Source organism: Geosporobacter ferrireducens, from assembly GCF_001750685.1.
GTDB classification, from domain to species: domain Bacteria; phylum Bacillota; class Clostridia; order Peptostreptococcales; family Thermotaleaceae; genus Geosporobacter; species Geosporobacter ferrireducens.
The window spans coordinates 3,287,870-3,305,641 of sequence record NZ_CP017269.1 but is presented as its reverse complement, the minus strand read 5'-3'; the positions used below and the strand labels follow the sequence as shown (position 1 = coordinate 3,305,641).

Genomic DNA, 17,772 nt, shown 5'->3' with positions numbered 1-17,772 from the left:
ATGTATGAACATTCCATTGTTGATTGTTATCTGTTATATCATTGCATTATTTGCAATCAGCGCCTTTGCTAGAAAGCTGGCAGCTAAAGGTTCCGAGGATTTTATTCTTGCAGGAAGAAAGCTCACTACCCCTCTGGTTGCCGTCACAATCACAGGACTTGCCATCGGAGGTGCTTCAACCATAGGCGTTTCAGAACAAGCCTATAATGTAGGTTTGGCTGCAGGCTGGTATAACGTGGCATGGGCTGCAGGCGCTATTGTAATGGGCCTGGTTGCAGCAGCAAGATACCGTTCTCTCAATATCTCCACAGTACCGGAGCTGTTTGAAAAATTTTATGATACCAAAGGTCGTGTCATCTGCGTTATCGGTCAAATCATTATTCAATTGGTTATTACCTCTCTTCAATACGTAGCTGGTGGTGCCATATTGGCTGCACTGCTGCCGGAGATTTTTACCTTCAAGTCCGGCATGCTGGTTAGTGCCATTGTTTTTATCAGCATTACTTTCATCGGCGGTATGTGGTCTGCAGGCTTATCCAATCTTTTGAATGTAGCACTTATTTATTTAGGAACCACGATTGCAGCTATTATGAGTATTGTTGGCCAGGGTGGTCTCAATACAATTCGTCTCGAACTTCCTGCCGAAGTGCCTTATTTGCACCCGATTAATGGTTTAGGCTGGATTGTCATAGCCGGTTGGTTTGCCGTAATGATTACACAAGTATTATCTCTACAGGGAACTGTACAGATCTCCTGCGGTGCCAAGGATGAAAAATCAGCTCGCCGCGGCTTTATTATCGGAGGAATGCTGATGATTCCTATTGGTTTTTTATCAGCACTCATGGGTATCGCAGCAAAGGTTGCCTTTCCTGATATCAGCGCTACCCTTGCACTTCCGAAGATCATTATGTCGTTAAACCCGGTAATCGCAGGCTTGACCCTTGCTGCCCTGTGGGCTGCAGATGTGTCCACTGCCTGTAACCTGCTATTGGGCTCCGCAACCCTATTTTCACAGGATATTTATAAGCGCTTTATTCGCCCGGATAGCACCGAAAAGCATTTTATGCTGATTACGAAAGCATCTATTTGCGTACTTGGACTCTTAACCCTTTTTATGGCTTTTACCGTTGTCGGTATTTTAAAAACCCTGTTAATTGGCCTCAGCCTAACAACAGCCTTTACCGTAGTCTTCCTCTTTACGATTTTCACACCGGGACTTTGCAGAAAAAACTCTGCTTTTTATACAACACTGGCAGGAATGCTGGTACTCATTCTATGGCAGTTTGTACCTGCTATAAGAATTCTACCTCATGTTATCTATCTGGAATGGCTGGTTTGCGTAAGCGTATTCCTACTGATGCCCTTATTGGATAAACGGCCTATCCATAACATCGGCATGCTGAATCCTGGAGATAGTATATCTTAATTTTTTTAATAGAATCAAAAAACCCATAATGCTATGGGTTTTTTGATTACTTTGTTTTTTTCTTTCGTACAACATCTATTTAAAATCCAGTCTGTAATTTGAATGAAATTCTTCCACAATCTGAGATTTATTTTGTTATTTGTTTAGTTTTTGCTTATATACCAATCTGCCGCTTTAGAGAAGCTCATTCCTTTATCAATATGATGCAAAGCCTCATGTATGGCTTTTATGTCTAGTTTAAAATCCTTTATAATCTCATAAACCTCAGGATAATCTTTCTGAAAATCTTTTCTGATCAATGTTGTACAATATTCTTCCTTTCCGAATACTTCCTGGGGATCCTGTAAAAATTTTAATTGATACGTACCAAATATCTTGTGGGGCTGCCATCCTGTAATCACAACAGGCTCTTTCTTTTTAATTCTCAACTCTAGCTCTGCAAGCATTCCATTCTCATCTTTATGTTCTATGTGGAAGCCCTGCAAATTGTATGCTCTCAATGTCTCTGCGGCTAAAGCACCTACCTTTGTTCTCCTTTGTATCGAATAAATTGTTTCTTTAACGTCCATACGAATCTTATTCAAATCCTGAATTGTATTGGCTTCAACATATTCTGGCACAACTAAGCCATATTTACATCCGTACAGGTTTCCTCCTAAATCATCTATACACGCTTTATATTTCTGTGCTAAAGAAGCCCATGAGTAGGGCATCCATGGAGATAAAGAGCATTCAACCTTTCCTTCTGCAAGACTCCTCCATATTTCATTACTATTCAACTGAACAGCTTCCACTGCCAAGCCTAGCCTCTTTTGAACAATTTTTTTAAATATCTCTGCTTGAAGAATGGCGAAATCAAATTCTGTATGCGCAATTTTTATATATTGGAATTTTTCAAGTTTTTGAGATACGCCCTTCACCTTTTGACTAAACTCTAATACCCGTTCATTAATTAGAGCAATGGAAGCCGCCTGTTCTTCTATACTGGCACCAACTTCTTGAGCCCCGGCAGCGGTTTCCTCTGTTACAGCAGAAATGTTTTCTATTGCTCTGTAGCTGTTCGTACTGTACTGATTCAATTCTTTTATTTTACTAAAAATACTGTTGATTTCATTATTTATAGCGGTCACGGAAGTATTTATAAGACGAAATGCTTCTTCTGTATCTTTAATCATATGCTCCTGTGCTTCCACTGTTTTACTGCTCGCATTTACTACTTCTACAATTTGTGTGATTTCCTTTGTAATTTTGGCAACAAGCCTGTTAATTCTTTCTGTTGACAACTTTGAGTTGTCCGATAGTTTTTTAATTTCATTTGCTACTACTGTAAATCCTCTTCCGCCCTCCCCTGCCCGTGCTGCCTCAATCGTGGCATTTAAAGCTAATAAATTTGTTTGTTCCGAAACCATAGAAATCGTATGTGTGATTTCATTAATTTCCATGGCTACTGCTTCTAGCTGAACGGTTTTCTCCTGTATCTTTCGGAAATGCTTAATACTGCCTGTTATGCTTCGTCTCTGGCCTTCTATAATAGCCTGTCCTTCATCAACTGCTTTCGTCATTTTTATTCCATAGTCCTGTATACCCTCCATGTCCAATTGGACCTGCTGAACAAAGCGGTCTGTACTTGCAATATTTCGGCTGGTGTCGCTAACCAAATTCACGATGTGGCTGTTCCCTGCAGCAACCTCTCCCACTGCCGTCGCTACCTGTTGGGCAGAGAGTTCAATCGTAGCTACGTCCTGAGATAGTACATAACCCATTCCTTCTGCACTCCTAATCATTCCATAGATATCTGCAGTCAAACTACGCAACTGGTTTATAAAATCGTATAATGTTTTTTCCCACCCCATCCGGTCATTTGTTTTTTTTGTTTGGGATAAGTCGAATTGCAATAAACGAGCTACTTCTTCTTCCATCTGATTATTTTTAGTTCTTCGATAAAAAGTCAGCCCGATTACGCCCATGATAAGGATTTGTGCTACAATAAAGGAAAAGGTATCTGATAATCCTATTTTTTGTAACAACTTGAATTGATGCATAATATTAACACTAATGCATAGGAAACTACCTAAAAAAAATGGGAATATTTTTTTTAGGTAGTTTAGAACTTTTTCCATTTTTTCACCTTCTCATCCGTCAAAATTCTTTTTCTTATTCTTAATAAATTTATTAGGAAATTCTGTTTGATAATGTATAGATTTCTCAAAGAAAGGCGCCAATTGGCGCCTTTCTTTGACTGCTATTACTTTTTTAGAAACTATTATTTATTTTGCAGACTGAATCAGTGGCTTATAGAAATAGGTCCTTCTGGATTCAATTAATCTTTGCTGATTAAACCACCAGTCATTTTGTAAAGTTTTAATATCCATTAGCAACAGGTCTTCTTGATTCTTTCGTGCTGCCAGCGGTTGATCCAATCCATATAAGGGATCTAGTGTATATAAGCCGCTTTGCCCAAAATAGTTGCTGTCTGTACCGATAAGATTTGAAACAATGGTATAAGCCTGAGCACTCATTGCCACAGAATCCCAAAGACTCATGGCCCCTGCAGGGTATTTATTGGCTGAAATATTTGGATTCATTTCAATTTCTCTATCAAAAATACCATTCCATCGGGCAGGCATTGCTATAATGTCGGCTCTCCTAACGGCCATAATTCCTGCTACTTCTGGAAATGCTGCATCATATCCAATCATTACTCCGATTTTTCCTATATCAGTTGAGAATACTTTTAATGCATTCCCCGGAGTTGCCCATGTCTTATCTGTCTCATTTAAATGGGCTTGCCGATAAGATCCAATCACTTCTCCCTTAGGACCTACAAGGACAGCGCTGTTATATAGCTTATCTCCTTCTTTTTCAATCATTCCAAATACAATATGCAGATGATTCTCTTTAGCTATTTTTTCAAAAAACTTTACAGTTGTTCCATCTAAATCCTCCGCTGCATTCTTGATCGTATCTAATTCTTTGATAGGACCTGTGGCTGACAGTTCTGGCAAGACAACCAGTTGAACTGCCTTTCCCTTTTGTTTTCCTTCTTGCAGGGATTTCTGGAGTAATGTACTGATTTTGTCTAAGTTTTCATCCTTATTGCCAATAACAGGTTCATATTGGATTACTGCAGCGGTTATATCATGCGAATCATTATTTTTGCTATAATCCCACGGGGCAATATATAGCATTAAATCTTTATATAATTCCGGCCTTCTTTCCTTTAATCTCTTTTTACCCTGATTATTGTATTGCATCCGATCAATTTCTCCATAGATAATCGTCGATTCATGGATATCCTCATTGGGAGACGGAACAAATGCTGCTTCAGCTAATTTCTTTCCTTCCGGTGACCAAATGGCACTGGCGCCAATCATATGAAAACCATTTTCTGTGTTGGATCGGTTTGCACTGACAATGTAGAGTCCGTTTTGAATCGCTCTAGCCTGCAGTGCTGCGATTGCCTGTGCGGAAGAATTGGTAGGGAAGGCTAAAATGTCCGCCCCATTTACAGCAGCTAGTCTGGCAGATTCGAAATAGGCTGAGTCCATGCAGATATTCATTGCAATTTTTCCTATTTTTGTATCATAAACCGGTACTCCCAGATCCCCCCATGCTGCCCAGTGTTCCTCTGTTTCCCATTGATGTGTTTTTCTGTATTTGCCGATATACCCCTCTGGTCCTACAAGAGCAGCCGCATTATAATATAGCTCAGTTTCCGGATCTACCTCCGGCATCCCAATCACGATATAGATATCATATTTTTTTGCTACTTCTTCAAATTTCTTGGTTGTATATCCCGGTATCGTATCCACGAAAGGTGCAATGGCATCCCTATTTGCATAATAATATCCTGTGGTTGCCATCTCTGGTGTTACAATCAATTTGGCATCCTGCTTCGCTGCCTCAATAACAACCTCCAGAAGTCCCTCAATATTCTGATCCCGTTCATTTAATTGCGGGTTAAATTGTACTGCCGCTGCTTTAAAGGTCATTGTACTGTCTTCCATAATCGCCTCACTCAATTGTCTTTGGTAATAACCCGATAGTATCAATACGAACAAAAATATAAGTATACAGCTAGTGAATCTCATGAACCTTTTTTCCAAAATCATATGACAGCCTCCTCGTTTAATTAGTGAGAGGAATTGAGTCATGCACAAAGATATTTCATGGCAGACAGCCTGGAATTCCACTTGGCTATCCGCCATGAAAAGAGGAATGCTATGCTTGTTGTCTTGCTTCGCGATCTCTATTGTATTGCTCGATAATCTCTGCTTCGCCTTCTCTCAATTCATCCATCTTTCCTTTATGTACACCATATTTCAGAATGGTTAATCCTACAAGACCTAAGAAGATCAAAGTGAGAACAGCACCGGTAGAGAACATCTGCCCTTTTGCTACAAACACAGGCACCATGGATACAATGAATACCTCTATAACCGAAATGAATACATAGGCCATTCCATAATCCTCTAAGGTTTTACTTCTAAATTCAGGGTCGACAATTCTAAGCAGTGTAACACCCATAGCTACAACACCGGATGCCCAGCCGTAAATGAATATGGATCTTTCAAACCAGAAGTTATGAAACAGTTTTCTTCCAATAACAAATACATAGAATACACAGAAAAAGACTCCACCTAAAACCATGATCAAAATCGGCATGGCATACTGCATCACTACAGATATCCTGATAGAAGCTACTCCAAAGGCTACCAGGTAGTCTGTTACGGAACTTCCGATTCTTGTAATCACTCGCTTATCTACATATTGTCCCAAACCTAATGCATTAAGGATCAACTGCAATAACACCCCTGCCAACATGGATAAACACATCATCGGCAAGCTGATTTTCGGTGCAATAACTTTGAAAGCTTCAAAGGAATAGTACCCTCCAGCTGAAGCAATTAATACGAGAAGTAGATGCCAAGTCAATGGATCGATTGCCATTGGACTTACAGTTTGATTTCCTAGAGAAATTTGCTCTTCTTTTGGTACTAAGCCAGTTTGCATGCTTTGCGGCAGCTGCGCCATAGTCTTGATAAAACGGGTGGCCTTCGCACGGGTTGCAATATTTATCAGCACGAGTCCTCCCAAAATTCCTGTTAAAAGACCAATCGTTGCAAAGGTTTGCCCAATGATTACAGCTTCTTCCCATCCAGCCATATCCTTCAGGGTACCTCCAATAGCTGCTGCATAGCCATGTCCGCCTACAAATCCCGCCGGCAGCATAAGGGCGAAGGCTTGATGAACATCGGGGAATAATTTCGTTAATATAAAGCCTCCAAAAAGAATTGCAAGACCAAACTGTCCAAACTCAACTGCCATATTCAATGTAAAGGTGTCACCCACCTCATTGATAACCTTCTTAAAGGACTGTTTTTCTGAATTACCGATATATAAGGAAGCAAAGAGTACAACAACTAACATATATGGATAGCTTCCAATGTTATTGGTAAAAGGGAGCCATCCTAGGAACTGACTGCTGAGAAATAACCCCATAAAGCCTGCCAAGAGAGAAGAAGGTAGGTATAGATTTTGAACCAGCTTTATTTTCGCTCTCATAAATTGTGCAATGAACAGTAATACAGACATCAGTGCAAAATCCATTAACATATTATATGGTCCAAAAGGAGGAGGATCTGCCGCCTTAGCAAGCATATTTAATGCGCCTAAATTTGTATACAAGATACTCATAGTTGACCACCTTTCCATGTATAAAATTTTCCGAAGATGTACTGAAAGTAGCATAGTGCTCTACAAGTGCTGCGCAGATGTCTTTCTTGAATGAATGATCTTTATATAATCATCATTCATTCTTTTCAAGTGAATCCATTAACACTTGTAATGGTCATGTGGTCACCTCCTTTATTCTGCAGTTAGTCATTACGCGCTGTATGATTCATCATAATTTTTTCTCAGAATAATAAAATGAAGCTGAATTCAGTATGAGCTTTACGCTGTATGAATTGTAACTGAACCATTTTTATGCTATCAGCATATTGAGATTTTCATAATTATAACATTATTTTTGAACATCAATATGCTGATTTTAGTATCCTCTATTATTTGTAAGTTCCCTCATTCAGATATGCCAGCAATTCTTCCTTGCTCATATTGTCTATGCCTATATATTCAAGTGTGTATCCTTCACTGAAGTAGTCTTTACCAAGCATTGCAGATGCAATCGTAATCATAGAGTCGATAATTGGAGTTTTTACACCGTACTTAACCCCGAGTTCATGATATACTTTACATCCTACCGGGACATCTTCCGTTACATATCTATGATAAATACTATTTGGTCCTGTATTTGCCTCAGTCGTAGGCTCGTCTAGGGGCAAATGCATATTCCCTTTACCCATGTATTCTATTGAAAGTACACTCCTTCTTGAAAAGAAATCTTCTTTATCGTATCTGTCAAGATCTACACCAATAGCATCTGCAAGATTAATCTCCTCATGATAGAATTTGTATTGAACTTCACATATAGAAGGACATAAAGCATGAGCATACATTGAATAGCCCGTCTTATCAAAATCACCAAAAATTTTCCCCCAATTCTCCATCGTCGAGACCCCTAGCAGTGTTGCAGGTACGTGGATAACAGGATTAATATTGCTAAAACCGATATCAAGCACTGTCTTAGCCTTTACAGGACCATTTCCATAGGTTACAGCATCCATACACCCTAGGAACTTAACCGTTTCCATAAAATCATCGATATCGGTCATAGGCATGGTTGCACCTCTTAAAGATATGGCTCTGTATTTGATACCACACTTCGGAAAAATGAATCCTCCTGCAGTTTCAACTCTTGTACCGAAAGGAGAACTAGACCAACCGCCTACGATTATCTTTTTAGTACAGTTCATTTCTCTCATTAATTTTCTAAGCAGCAATGTGCCGTAGTTATCCGTAAAAATATGTATGACTTGCCCATCCTCAAGATAAGGTATTACTTGTCTAAATAATACTTCATGTCCGATTGCCGGCATTGCAATAATGATCATTCCTGCTCCCTCTACAGCTTTCTGAATATCCGTTGTAATCATTGCAAGTTTTGCTACTCCGGATCTTTTAAAGTTGTAGAAGTTCCTCTGGATACCATCAATCTCTATACCGGTTCTTTCAACATTGCGTAAGGTTGTTTCTGCGAAAGGAAGCATATCAAAAAGCCTTACCTCTTGTCCTGCCAATGCACAATCAGCTGCACAGGTCTTACCTACTGCTCCACCCCCCAATACTGCAATAGGCTTCTCTTTTAAATAATCCATTTTGCTCATTTAGATTCCTCCATCTCAAGATATGATTTTATACAGTTTAATTTTTACTCATATCTTTTAATAAGCAAAAACCATTCCAAATTTAAGCGGCTTAATATTTAATACTTTTAAAATCTTATAATCCTTGATTTTACGTTAAAAGCTGTATATTAAACATTCTAAATTGATTTACATTTTTTTATCTCAGATCATAATCCTATCTATCATATTTGACATCTATGTCATCTTGACACAATAATTTCGTAGAAGTGTTCTAATATCTGGCCTTTGGCTATCCACATATTAATTGTGTCAATATTATTTTTATCTCACTTTGACACAATAATTTTTTAAAAGTATCTCTTTAAAATAGTACCACTTTACAAGTAAAGGCAATGTTACCATTGCCTTTAAAAGTATTTTTACGAACAGCTATTTTCTCGTAATTTCTATAATTCCTGTATTCCCATTAACTTTTACCCAGTCTCCGTCTTTAATGATTTCAACAGGGTCTACTTCTTCAAAATCAGATACGGCAGGAATATTCAGTGATGCAACAGCCACTCCAAGCCTTGAATCTATTTTTGTTAGGATCCAGCCTTTGGGACCCATACCCATAAGCTGCGCTGATTTACAATGAGCTGAAAATCCAGTGGATCCTTTTGAACAAGGTAATACTAAAATTTTGTCTTTTATAGATTGACCTTTTGCGGCGTTGCCTCTTTCTGCAACAACTCCATTTAAATCTCCCAATCCTCCTGAATTTCCTGAAATACTATCTGGACATACCATTGCCGCTCCTTCTGCAATACCTCCCATTGTTGGTCTTCCTTTTATAATGATCTTATTCATGTTCCCCCTCCCATCTACCGCTTATTGCAGCGTCTATGCATTTATAGATATCACCAAAATAGACTTTCGCTCTAGTCTGAGGCTTTATTGCATGGGCTTGCTTTGCTCCATTAATCACCATTGCTTTTGCATGTTTATGACTCTCTTCTCTCATTACTACCGGACAACTGCTTGTTAAAACATATCCCCCTGTATCTTCTATCACCTTTGTATAGCCATTCACATTTGCCATTTCTTTGATCGCATAGTCTGTCCATATTAGTAATTCAACATTTTCTTTTACCTTTTTATTTTCCATATACAATGCAATGTCCCTTAGTTCATTTAAGGATAAATGGGGACATCCTATGCTAACATAGTCTATTTCTCCACTTCCAGGATCGCAGATCATTTTTACTGACGTTTTATACTCCTTCTCCGTAATATCAACGATTTTTATAGGTACTTTTCCTCCTAAGGCACTCTCTAAGGTTGGAGCTTCCGGTGTGATGCCAACTACATGGCAAATTTCAGCTGCACTAGTAGTCGCGAGGGTTGAAAAACACTGCCTTAATTTATCTATATCCGGTCTTTTAAAGTTTCCATTGATAATGGGTTTTTCATGCGGCGGTAAAACCCTGCCTATGGTATATCCAATAATATCCCAGTCATAAACCGTATCTGCATTACACTGAATATTAAAAACAACTGTACCGTATCTATTTTCTTTTACGTGATTTCCCCATAGAGGTGTTCTGCCAGTTATAGCTGAACATACGGATGCCTCAATTCCATCAGCGTTACCGTAGGCACCAAAAACTGAATTGCTCATTACCACATTACTAGACTCTGTAGTTACAAAGTGTTCTCCCATAAGAGGTATCCATCCTATATAATAAGGGGTACAAGAATTTACAATGTTGACGCCAACTTCTTTTGTTATTTGCAGAAATCTATTGTTTTTATCGAAAAATTCTTTGGATAGGTGGGTAGTCTTATAATCATGCAAATCACATGCTGCTGCACAGGTCTGACAAATACAGTTCTCCGAGAATTGTTCTATTTTTACTTTCTTATCACTACTAAAGTAAAATTTTGAAAAAATTTCATCATAATCACCGGTTTCAAAACAATCTAAGTAATGCTGTGCTCCAATAAATAATGTAGCTCTTGTTACTTCACATAACTCCTCCGCGCCTAAAACATTGGCATATTTCACGATAAACTCCAATGCCTTCTGTTTAAACTCCCCCATTTCCCCATTAAGCATTCTCTGTTCATAGTCTGTTAACTTTACCAATAGTACACACCCCCAGGCAATAAGATATAAGTAATTGTTTTTTTACACAGATATAATATTTTTTTAGATTTTAACCTGTATAAAATTTCAAGATCATTATATCATCTTAGCAAAAACACGGCAATCGTTTTTCATAATATTTAAAATATTTATATTGCACTGAAAAATCATCCATTGTATTATATAATTATTACATGGCTTTACTCTTTTTTGATTCAGCAGCTTAACCTTTGTGAAAACGGTATCATCCAGTGCCTTTTACCCCAAAAGAAGTTTAATATTCAACCCGATTTAAGTCCTTGATCCTGGTAGGAGAGGAGCTGTGGTCCTCCCGAAAATGCAGCGGGCAGACACAAGGCCTGCCCCTACGGTCTTGGATGGATAAGTAAGCTTTCTCAGTCACACATCTATAGATATAATACCGCTTAAATGAGTAATTATCTTGCTTTTTTCATTATACCTACGCTGGAGGTATTCTTAATGATAACAATTAATAACATAATTGATTCTGTTAAGGAACTTGCTGAAGCTACACGGGCAGCATTTAAAATCGATGTAATGGTTGTAGATTCCAATAAAACGATTATTGTTGCCACTGGGATGCTTGAAAGCATGCTCAATAATAAAATAATCGAATCCGGTATTATAAACAGGGAAATGTTTCAGCACAGACAAAAATATTTTATTTTGACAAATCCGCAAAATGATCATATATGTGTCGGTTGCGACAGATACCAAAAAACCTGCATATATAAAAATGTTGTAGCTACAACCATCTATAATGGAGATACCATTGCAGGCGTAATATCTATAAATGCCATTACGGAAGATCAACGGGCTTTTATGGCTAACAATGAACAAAATATACTTGATTTTTTAATCAGAATTTCCCATCTTCTTAGCGCTAAACTATCTGAAAATAAAATGATCAGAGAATTAAAAAAGAATACCGCTTTTCTTGACAATATTTACAATAAAATCAATAAAGGCATTCTCATTACTACGCTTGACTATAAGGTAATAAAGACCAATGATTATATGAAGAAAATGCTGTCTCTTGAAGATTCAGAGTTACTAGATACACATGTAAAAGAAATATTCCCGGATCTGCCTGTTGATGGTACTATAGGAAACTTAGAAAACCCTAAGTATAATGAAATATCCAGAAATGTAAATGGTCAAAGAAAATTTTTTCTCTACACTGCTACCTCTATATTTTTAGACGGAAATATAGAGGCGATCATATATATTTTTGAAGATCCCAAAGCCTTTAACAATATCCTTTATCAAATTTCCGCAAAAAGTAACTGCATTACTTTAGACGATATCATCGGCGAAGATAGCGCCCTAATCGAATTTAAAAAGAAGATAAAAAAAATTTCCCTTAATGATTCAACAGTCCTTTTATGTGGAGAAACCGGTACGGGAAAAGAACTCTTCGCAAGAGCTATACATAATGAAAGTCCAAGATCATCAGAACCTTTTATTGCAATAAATTGCGCCGCTATTCCTGAGACTCTTATTGAGAGCGAATTATTTGGATATGAGAAAGGTACTTTCACAGGTGCTCTCACAAAAGGAAAACACGGAAAATTTTATTTGGCAGATAAAGGCACTATATTTCTTGATGAAGTAGAGTCAATGCCATTATATCTTCAACAAAAACTATTGCGTTTTATCGAAAGAAAGGAAATTGAAAGGATTGGCAGTAATGAGTGCATTGCCGTTGACGTAAGAATCGTTTCAGCAACAAATATTGATCTTTATGAAATGGTTAAAAGGAAAGAGTTTAGAGAGGATCTGTTCCACCGGTTAAATGTCGTAGGATTATTTATTCCCCCCCTTAGGGAAAGAGGCAGAGATCCCTTAGTCCTGGCAAACTTCTTTATCGAAAAGTTTAATAAAAAATTTAATAAAAACATTTTGGGATTAAGCAAAGAAGCAGAAGCCTTGTTTTTAGAATATGATTGGAGTGGAAATGTAAGAGAACTCCAAAACTCAGTGGAATATGCCATCAATATGGAAACCTCCGAATATATCAAGGTTAATAATTTACCGGCTAATTTGAGAAGTTACAAAAAAGTTAGTTCTAATACCAAACAAAAAACAAATATTATTGCACTTGAAGCTTCTGAAAAAGCGAATATTATTAATGCCTTGAATTTATACGGCTATAACGATAAAGGCATCATTAAAGCTGCAAAAAAACTTGGCATCAGCCGTTCTACTTTATATCGTAGAATTGCCAAGTATCAAATTAAGCAGTAAACAGCTTATTCAAGCATTAAATACTACTTTCCATTACAAAAAAGCAGAACACCCCTTCAGTAAAGATTTACTTTTGGGGTGTTCTTTTCATATCTTATTGCTTACTCCAACTTTGGCAGATCTTTACGCCTTCTGCGGCATTGGTTGTGAAAGCATCTGCGCCAATCTGCTCACATGCTTCTTTTGTCACCGGATTTCCACCAATAATAACTTTTACATCGTTTCTTAGTCCTGCATTATTCAACTCTGCTACTGTAACTTTCATAGCATCCAGGGCAAGGGTAAGAACGCCGCTCATTCCTACGATCTGCGGCTTTATCTCTTTTACCTTTTCTACAAAAGCACTTGCAGGTACGTCAATACCTAGATCATATACTTCAAAACCAGCTGCATCTGCCATACTTTTAAATATATGCTTCCCAATGTCGTGTAAATCTCCTTCTACTGTGCCTAAAACGATCTTTCCTACCTTTGCGCCACTTCCTCTTCCGATAACAGGCTTTAATACATTAATCGCACTTGTAAGTAATTCCCCTGCAAAGATCAAATCTCCCACAAAGTACTCCCCTTTGTCAAAGAAATCTCCTACTAAGGCCATTCCCTGTTGACATGCGCCGACTACCTTCTGCGCTTCCTCTTCACCCGGCTTTGTGGCTACAAAATCATTTAACATATCTAATACTGCCTCTTCATCAAGGTCTCCTACTGCCCGTGTTAAAACACTTAAATCCATCATGAACATATATCCCCCTTATTTAAATAATTTTTTCCTTATCATCTGCTAAACATCTTAAGACATGATTTATTAGAAATTTATTCCTCTTTTATAGGTCCAATTTTATTCTTTCTGTATGCAGTGGAATATTTTCTACAGTACTTGTCCCTTCCTAAAAGGGCTTCCGTTGCAAGAAGTGTTGCCAGCATGTCTCTATTGCTTGGGTCCATAATCGCAGAATCCATCCCCACAAAGGCAGCAATGGTTAAGAAACCTTGATTTACAACTTTCCTTAAAGGCATGCTGAAAGAAATATTACTTAAACCTGAAGTAACTTTAATCGTAGGATACAGTGTTTTGATCGTCCTGGTAGTCTCTACAAAGTTCATCAAAGATGTATTGTCTGTTGAAAGGGCCATTACAAGTGGATCGATATGTATTCTGTCTGGTGTGATATCATATTTTTGCGCCTTCTCTACCAATATTTTCGTAATATCTACCCTGGTCTTTACGTCGCAGGGGATGCCGTTATTATCACAGGTTAAACCGATTACCTGCCACTGTGTCCCCTGAATCAACGGATAAATTACTTCACATTTATCGCCCTCTTCAGATACAGAGTTAATAATGCCTGGTTTTTGGGCATACTTGAATACAGCTTCAATGGTTCTAGCATTTGGGCTGTCAATGCATACCGGCTTATCCACTGTATCCTGAACAATGTCCATCAGCCATTTTAAAGTCTCCACCTCAAATTCAGGTGCCGTACTTGCACAGACATCGATATAGTCTGCACCTGCCTCCACCTGTTTGATGGCCAGATTGCGGATAAATTCCCCGTCCTTGGCTTCGATGGCTTTTTTTACACTTGGAATGGTTCCATTGATCTTCTCACCGATCACAATCATTTAAATTCCCACCTTTACGATTTGTATGCGCTCTATCTAAATGCTGCTGGAATAAATTTATCTAATAGTTTTTCCTGCTCTGCTGTATTCTCGGGATCAATACATTTTTCCAATCTTTCAAGATAGATTTTATGAGCCTTTTCCATGACTGTTGGCGATCCACTTTCAACCCAGTTGTTTGTATTGCAATTGTTGAATGCAGGATTAATGAAGAATTCTTTTCGATAATATTTAGATGTTCTTAAATTGATAAAGTTTCCCCCAGGACCAACCTTTTCAATATCTTTCATCAGGAAGCTGTCTTCATCTACCGGCATATCACTTAACTGATTCAGGATTCCTTTAATTAACAACTCATCAAGAATGAATTTTTCTGTTCCAACAGCATTGATTGTATCCAAAATCCCTGCACCCATAATAAAGAAGTCACTGCCTGAAGCAAGTGAGGCAAATAAATTGGAATAGGTCTCCGCTCCAGCCTGATAGTCTACTTGCTTCGCATCGTTAACACTACCGCCTGAACGGCTTGGAAGCCCATAATAATTTGCAATGGCCTTGGTCAGATAAATAGATTTTGCTGTTGCAAAATTACCGTAAACTTTCGTAATTTCTTTTAAGTTAGAGCTGCTTCCCTGACACCCATAAATCACCGGATTTCCGGGATTAATTAACTGGATTAGAACAATCCCTGCTAATGTTGCGGCATTATTAACAGTAAATGCACCAAGTAAACTGGATGGGGTACTCAGTCCAAGAATCCCTCCGGCCGTTAGCAGAATACCCTGATTCTCCTTGGCATACTCAATTAAAGCTTCAACCATATCCGTTGCATATCTTAGGGGATCAATTGCATTGATTAATCCAACCAAAACAACCTTGTCATTCACTCCATAAAATTCTTTTGCCATTTGAATTGAATCTCTGGATGATTCCCTTCCGGCGGTCATACCCATAACTGGCTTTGTATGATATTTTAAAGTTGTGGCTATACGGTAATTGCTGCGAATATCAGCCGGCACTTCCCATGGTTCTAAAATATAAGGTGTACCCCCATCTAAAACATCACTGGTTTCATGAAGTCTGTGAAAGTTCTTAAAATCATTAATGTCAGGTTTTCTCATCACGTTGTTTTCAATAACATAGTTTGGACCATAAGATGGAAATACCAGACTTTTTCCACCCCCAACAGTCACCGAATTACCCCGGCCATACCATTCAAATTGACTTGGGCAGGCTTTTAGTGCATCTTCTACCATTCTTCTTGGAATAAAGACCTTTTCTCCTTCAACTTTAGCTCCATGGTTTTTGAAAATTTCACAAGCCTCTGCACTCTGCATGGCAACACCGATGTTTTCTAACAAGTACAAGGACTTTTCATGAATCTTTTCAATACTCTCTTGATCCGCAAATGTTACATTAATTTTCATACTTTCTCTCCCCCTTTTTAATTCTGTTATTTTTGAACTCAATATAAAGAACTTGATTCTTAGATCTTGTTCTTGTATTTCTCCGGTAAATAGCGGCTCAGTAATTTTTCCTGTTCTGCGGAAATTTCAGGTGGGCAATAGCTTTCCAACCTCTTTTTCACTCCTTCTTTTGCCGCATCTCTTACTGACCTGGAACCATTGCTTTGCCATTGATTTGGGTCATCTTTATTCAAGTAAGCGGAAAGATAGAAATCTTGGCGATAGCTTTTTGGCGTCCGTCCCTTCAAAAAGCTTCCCCGCGGCCCCACCTTTTCAATTTCTGTCATTGAAAAATTTTGATCCTCGCAGTCAATTCCTCTGTAAATGCGTTTATTCATCATATAAATTTCTTCATCTAATAAGAACTTTTCAAAGCTTACAATATTAAAAGTCCCAATCGTTCCACATCCGTGGTGAATAAAATCTGCACCACAATCCAGTGAGGCCTGGATCATCATATTCGATTCAATTCCTGCCTGAATATCAAAATCTTTGGCATCGCTTAATCCCCCACCCGCTCTAAACGGCAAATTGTATAGATCTGCCAAACCGGCTGTTGCGTAGCAAACAAGGGCCGTTTCAGGCGTTCCAATCGTTAACTGAAGTGTCCGCATATCTGTTGAACCAGATGTGTTTCCATAAATAAAAGGAACCTCAGGGTTTACTAATTTGCATAGTATATAGCCTGCCAACACTTCTGCATTGGTCACAGCAATCATTCCTGCCAATGATCCGGGAGCCGTCAACAACGGCATGGCACAGGGAGTAAGCCATAGGGCTTGATTTTCTTTGCAAATGGCTAGTGCCATTTCAATTTGTCCCCCATGAATCGCCAATGGTGTCAATGTGCTCATAATGCCAATATGTACAATTTTATTTGATTCTTCAACACCCTCAAAAGACTTAATAATTTTAAGACCTTTCGTATACTCTTTATAGATTTCTGATTCATTCACATTAAACATATCCGGTCTCGCCAAGGCTGTGCACTTATTACTATATTTCAATTGCGTGGCCAAATTTCCGAACATTTTCTGATCGCTGCTTAAATTACTTCTATCCACGAGAAAATTCATATTGCTTAAAGAAATAACGGCACTCGTATCTGACAGCTTAAATTGATTGATAACATCCTCGTCTGTCATTTTACGGATTTTTCCATCTTCGTTCATATAAATATTGCTGGATGCCGGTCCAACAAGAGCACTTCCGCCGCCAACGGGAATGGCTTCTTCGAGTTTTGAAGAATAAAGATCGAATTTAGGCTTCGCAAGTTTCAGTGCATCAACAACCATTTTTTCAGGGATTTTGACAGTATGGCCCTCTACATTGGCGCCGTGCTTTTTAAATAACTCACAGGCTTCGGCATGTTCTATTTGAATGCCTACATTTTCTAAAATATAAAGTGTTTTTTCATGAATTTTTTCAATCGATTCTTTTGAAATAAACCTTTCATAATTTTTCATTTTCTTCATTTTCCCTCCTTTATCTGAGAAACAGCACAGGAGCCCTCCGAGGCCACAGAGAAGGTCCCCCCTTATGCTAAGACACCCATCAAAACTTTTTCAATACCCGCGAACCCTTCTCTCTATA

General features: G+C 38.3%; 12 protein-coding genes. 2 read left to right on the top strand and 10 right to left on the bottom strand.

The window, feature by feature from the left end:
* Window positions 1-4 precede the first annotated feature (4 nt).
* On the top strand, window positions 5-1,426 hold the full coding sequence (locus tag Gferi_RS15480) for a sodium:solute symporter family protein (RefSeq protein ID WP_069978023.1): 1,422 nt from the start codon (window positions 5-7) through the stop codon (window positions 1,424-1,426).
* 143 nt (window positions 1,427-1,569) lie between these two features.
* On the opposite strand, the gene Gferi_RS15475 is transcribed toward Gferi_RS15480, so the two are convergent.
* The 6 genes from Gferi_RS15475 to Gferi_RS15450 form a co-directional block, all read right to left on the bottom strand.
* Complete coding sequence (locus tag Gferi_RS15475) at window positions 1,570-3,546, bottom strand: glycine betaine ABC transporter substrate-binding protein (RefSeq protein WP_069978022.1); 1,977 nt, start codon at window positions 3,544-3,546, stop codon at window positions 1,570-1,572.
* 147 nt (window positions 3,547-3,693) lie between these two features.
* A complete protein-coding gene (locus Gferi_RS15470; RefSeq protein ID WP_236932609.1) occupies window positions 3,694-5,538 on the bottom strand; it encodes a nitrilase-related carbon-nitrogen hydrolase in 1,845 nt (614 codons plus the stop codon).
* A 109-nt stretch (window positions 5,539-5,647) separates the two neighbouring features.
* Complete coding sequence (locus Gferi_RS15465; RefSeq protein WP_069978020.1) at window positions 5,648-7,123, bottom strand: sodium/glutamate symporter; 1,476 nt, start codon at window positions 7,121-7,123, stop codon at window positions 5,648-5,650.
* 368 nt (window positions 7,124-7,491) lie between these two features.
* Window positions 7,492-8,712: an NAD/NADP-dependent octopine/nopaline dehydrogenase family protein gene (locus Gferi_RS15460; RefSeq protein ID WP_069978018.1), complete on the bottom strand. Its 1,221-nt coding sequence runs from the start codon at window positions 8,710-8,712 to the stop codon at window positions 7,492-7,494.
* 411 nt (window positions 8,713-9,123) lie between these two features.
* Window positions 9,124-9,543 carry an aconitase X swivel domain-containing protein gene (locus Gferi_RS15455; protein WP_069978016.1) on the bottom strand — a complete coding sequence of 140 codons (420 nt, stop codon included), beginning with the start codon at window positions 9,541-9,543 and terminating at the stop codon, window positions 9,124-9,126.
* On the bottom strand, window positions 9,536-10,822 hold the full coding sequence (locus Gferi_RS15450) for an aconitase X (protein WP_069978013.1): 1,287 nt from the start codon (window positions 10,820-10,822) through the stop codon (window positions 9,536-9,538). The genes Gferi_RS15455 and Gferi_RS15450 overlap by 8 nt, the downstream gene beginning before the upstream one ends.
* 480 nt (window positions 10,823-11,302) lie before the next feature.
* On the opposite strand from Gferi_RS15450, the gene Gferi_RS15445 reads away from it, so the two are divergent.
* Entirely contained in the window at window positions 11,303-13,090 is a 1,788-nt protein-coding gene (locus tag Gferi_RS15445) for a sigma 54-interacting transcriptional regulator (protein ID WP_069978011.1), read from the top strand.
* A 94-nt stretch (window positions 13,091-13,184) separates the two neighbouring features.
* Here the strand turns inward: Gferi_RS15445 and Gferi_RS15440 are convergent, their stop codons facing one another.
* The 4 genes from Gferi_RS15440 to Gferi_RS15425 form a co-directional block, all read right to left on the bottom strand.
* Entirely contained in the window at window positions 13,185-13,826 is a 642-nt protein-coding gene (locus Gferi_RS15440) for a cobalamin B12-binding domain-containing protein (protein ID WP_069978010.1), read from the bottom strand.
* A 77-nt stretch (window positions 13,827-13,903) separates the two neighbouring features.
* Window positions 13,904-14,713: a methyltetrahydrofolate cobalamin methyltransferase gene (locus Gferi_RS15435; RefSeq protein WP_069978008.1), complete on the bottom strand. Its 810-nt coding sequence runs from the start codon at window positions 14,711-14,713 to the stop codon at window positions 13,904-13,906.
* A 32-nt stretch (window positions 14,714-14,745) separates the two neighbouring features.
* A complete protein-coding gene (locus tag Gferi_RS15430; RefSeq protein WP_069978007.1) occupies window positions 14,746-16,140 on the bottom strand; it encodes a trimethylamine methyltransferase family protein in 1,395 nt (464 codons plus the stop codon).
* A 59-nt stretch (window positions 16,141-16,199) separates the two neighbouring features.
* Entirely contained in the window at window positions 16,200-17,654 is a 1,455-nt protein-coding gene (locus Gferi_RS15425; RefSeq protein ID WP_236932608.1) for a trimethylamine methyltransferase family protein, read from the bottom strand.
* Window positions 17,655-17,772 lie beyond the last annotated feature (118 nt).

Coding starts and splice junctions, on each gene's coding strand:
- Gferi_RS15480 (WP_069978023.1), top strand. CDS start 5: ATGAACATTCCATTGTTGATTGTTATCTGTTATATCATTGCATTATTT.
- Gferi_RS15430 (WP_069978007.1), bottom strand. CDS start 16,140: ATGAAAATTAATGTAACATTTGCGGATCAAGAGAGTATTGAAAAGATT.
- Gferi_RS15470 (WP_236932609.1), bottom strand. CDS start 5,538: ATGATTTTGGAAAAAAGGTTCATGAGATTCACTAGCTGTATACTTATA.
- Gferi_RS15455 (WP_069978016.1), bottom strand. CDS start 9,543: ATGAATAAGATCATTATAAAAGGAAGACCAACAATGGGAGGTATTGCA.
- Gferi_RS15440 (WP_069978010.1), bottom strand. CDS start 13,826: ATGATGGATTTAAGTGTTTTAACACGGGCAGTAGGAGACCTTGATGAA.
- Gferi_RS15445 (WP_069978011.1), top strand. CDS start 11,303: ATGATAACAATTAATAACATAATTGATTCTGTTAAGGAACTTGCTGAA.
- Gferi_RS15460 (WP_069978018.1), bottom strand. CDS start 8,712: ATGAGCAAAATGGATTATTTAAAAGAGAAGCCTATTGCAGTATTGGGG.
- Gferi_RS15465 (WP_069978020.1), bottom strand. CDS start 7,123: ATGAGTATCTTGTATACAAATTTAGGCGCATTAAATATGCTTGCTAAG.
- Gferi_RS15475 (WP_069978022.1), bottom strand. CDS start 3,546: ATGGAAAAAGTTCTAAACTACCTAAAAAAAATATTCCCATTTTTTTTA.
- Gferi_RS15435 (WP_069978008.1), bottom strand. CDS start 14,713: ATGATTGTGATCGGTGAGAAGATCAATGGAACCATTCCAAGTGTAAAA.
- Gferi_RS15425 (WP_236932608.1), bottom strand. CDS start 17,654: ATGAAGAAAATGAAAAATTATGAAAGGTTTATTTCAAAAGAATCGATT.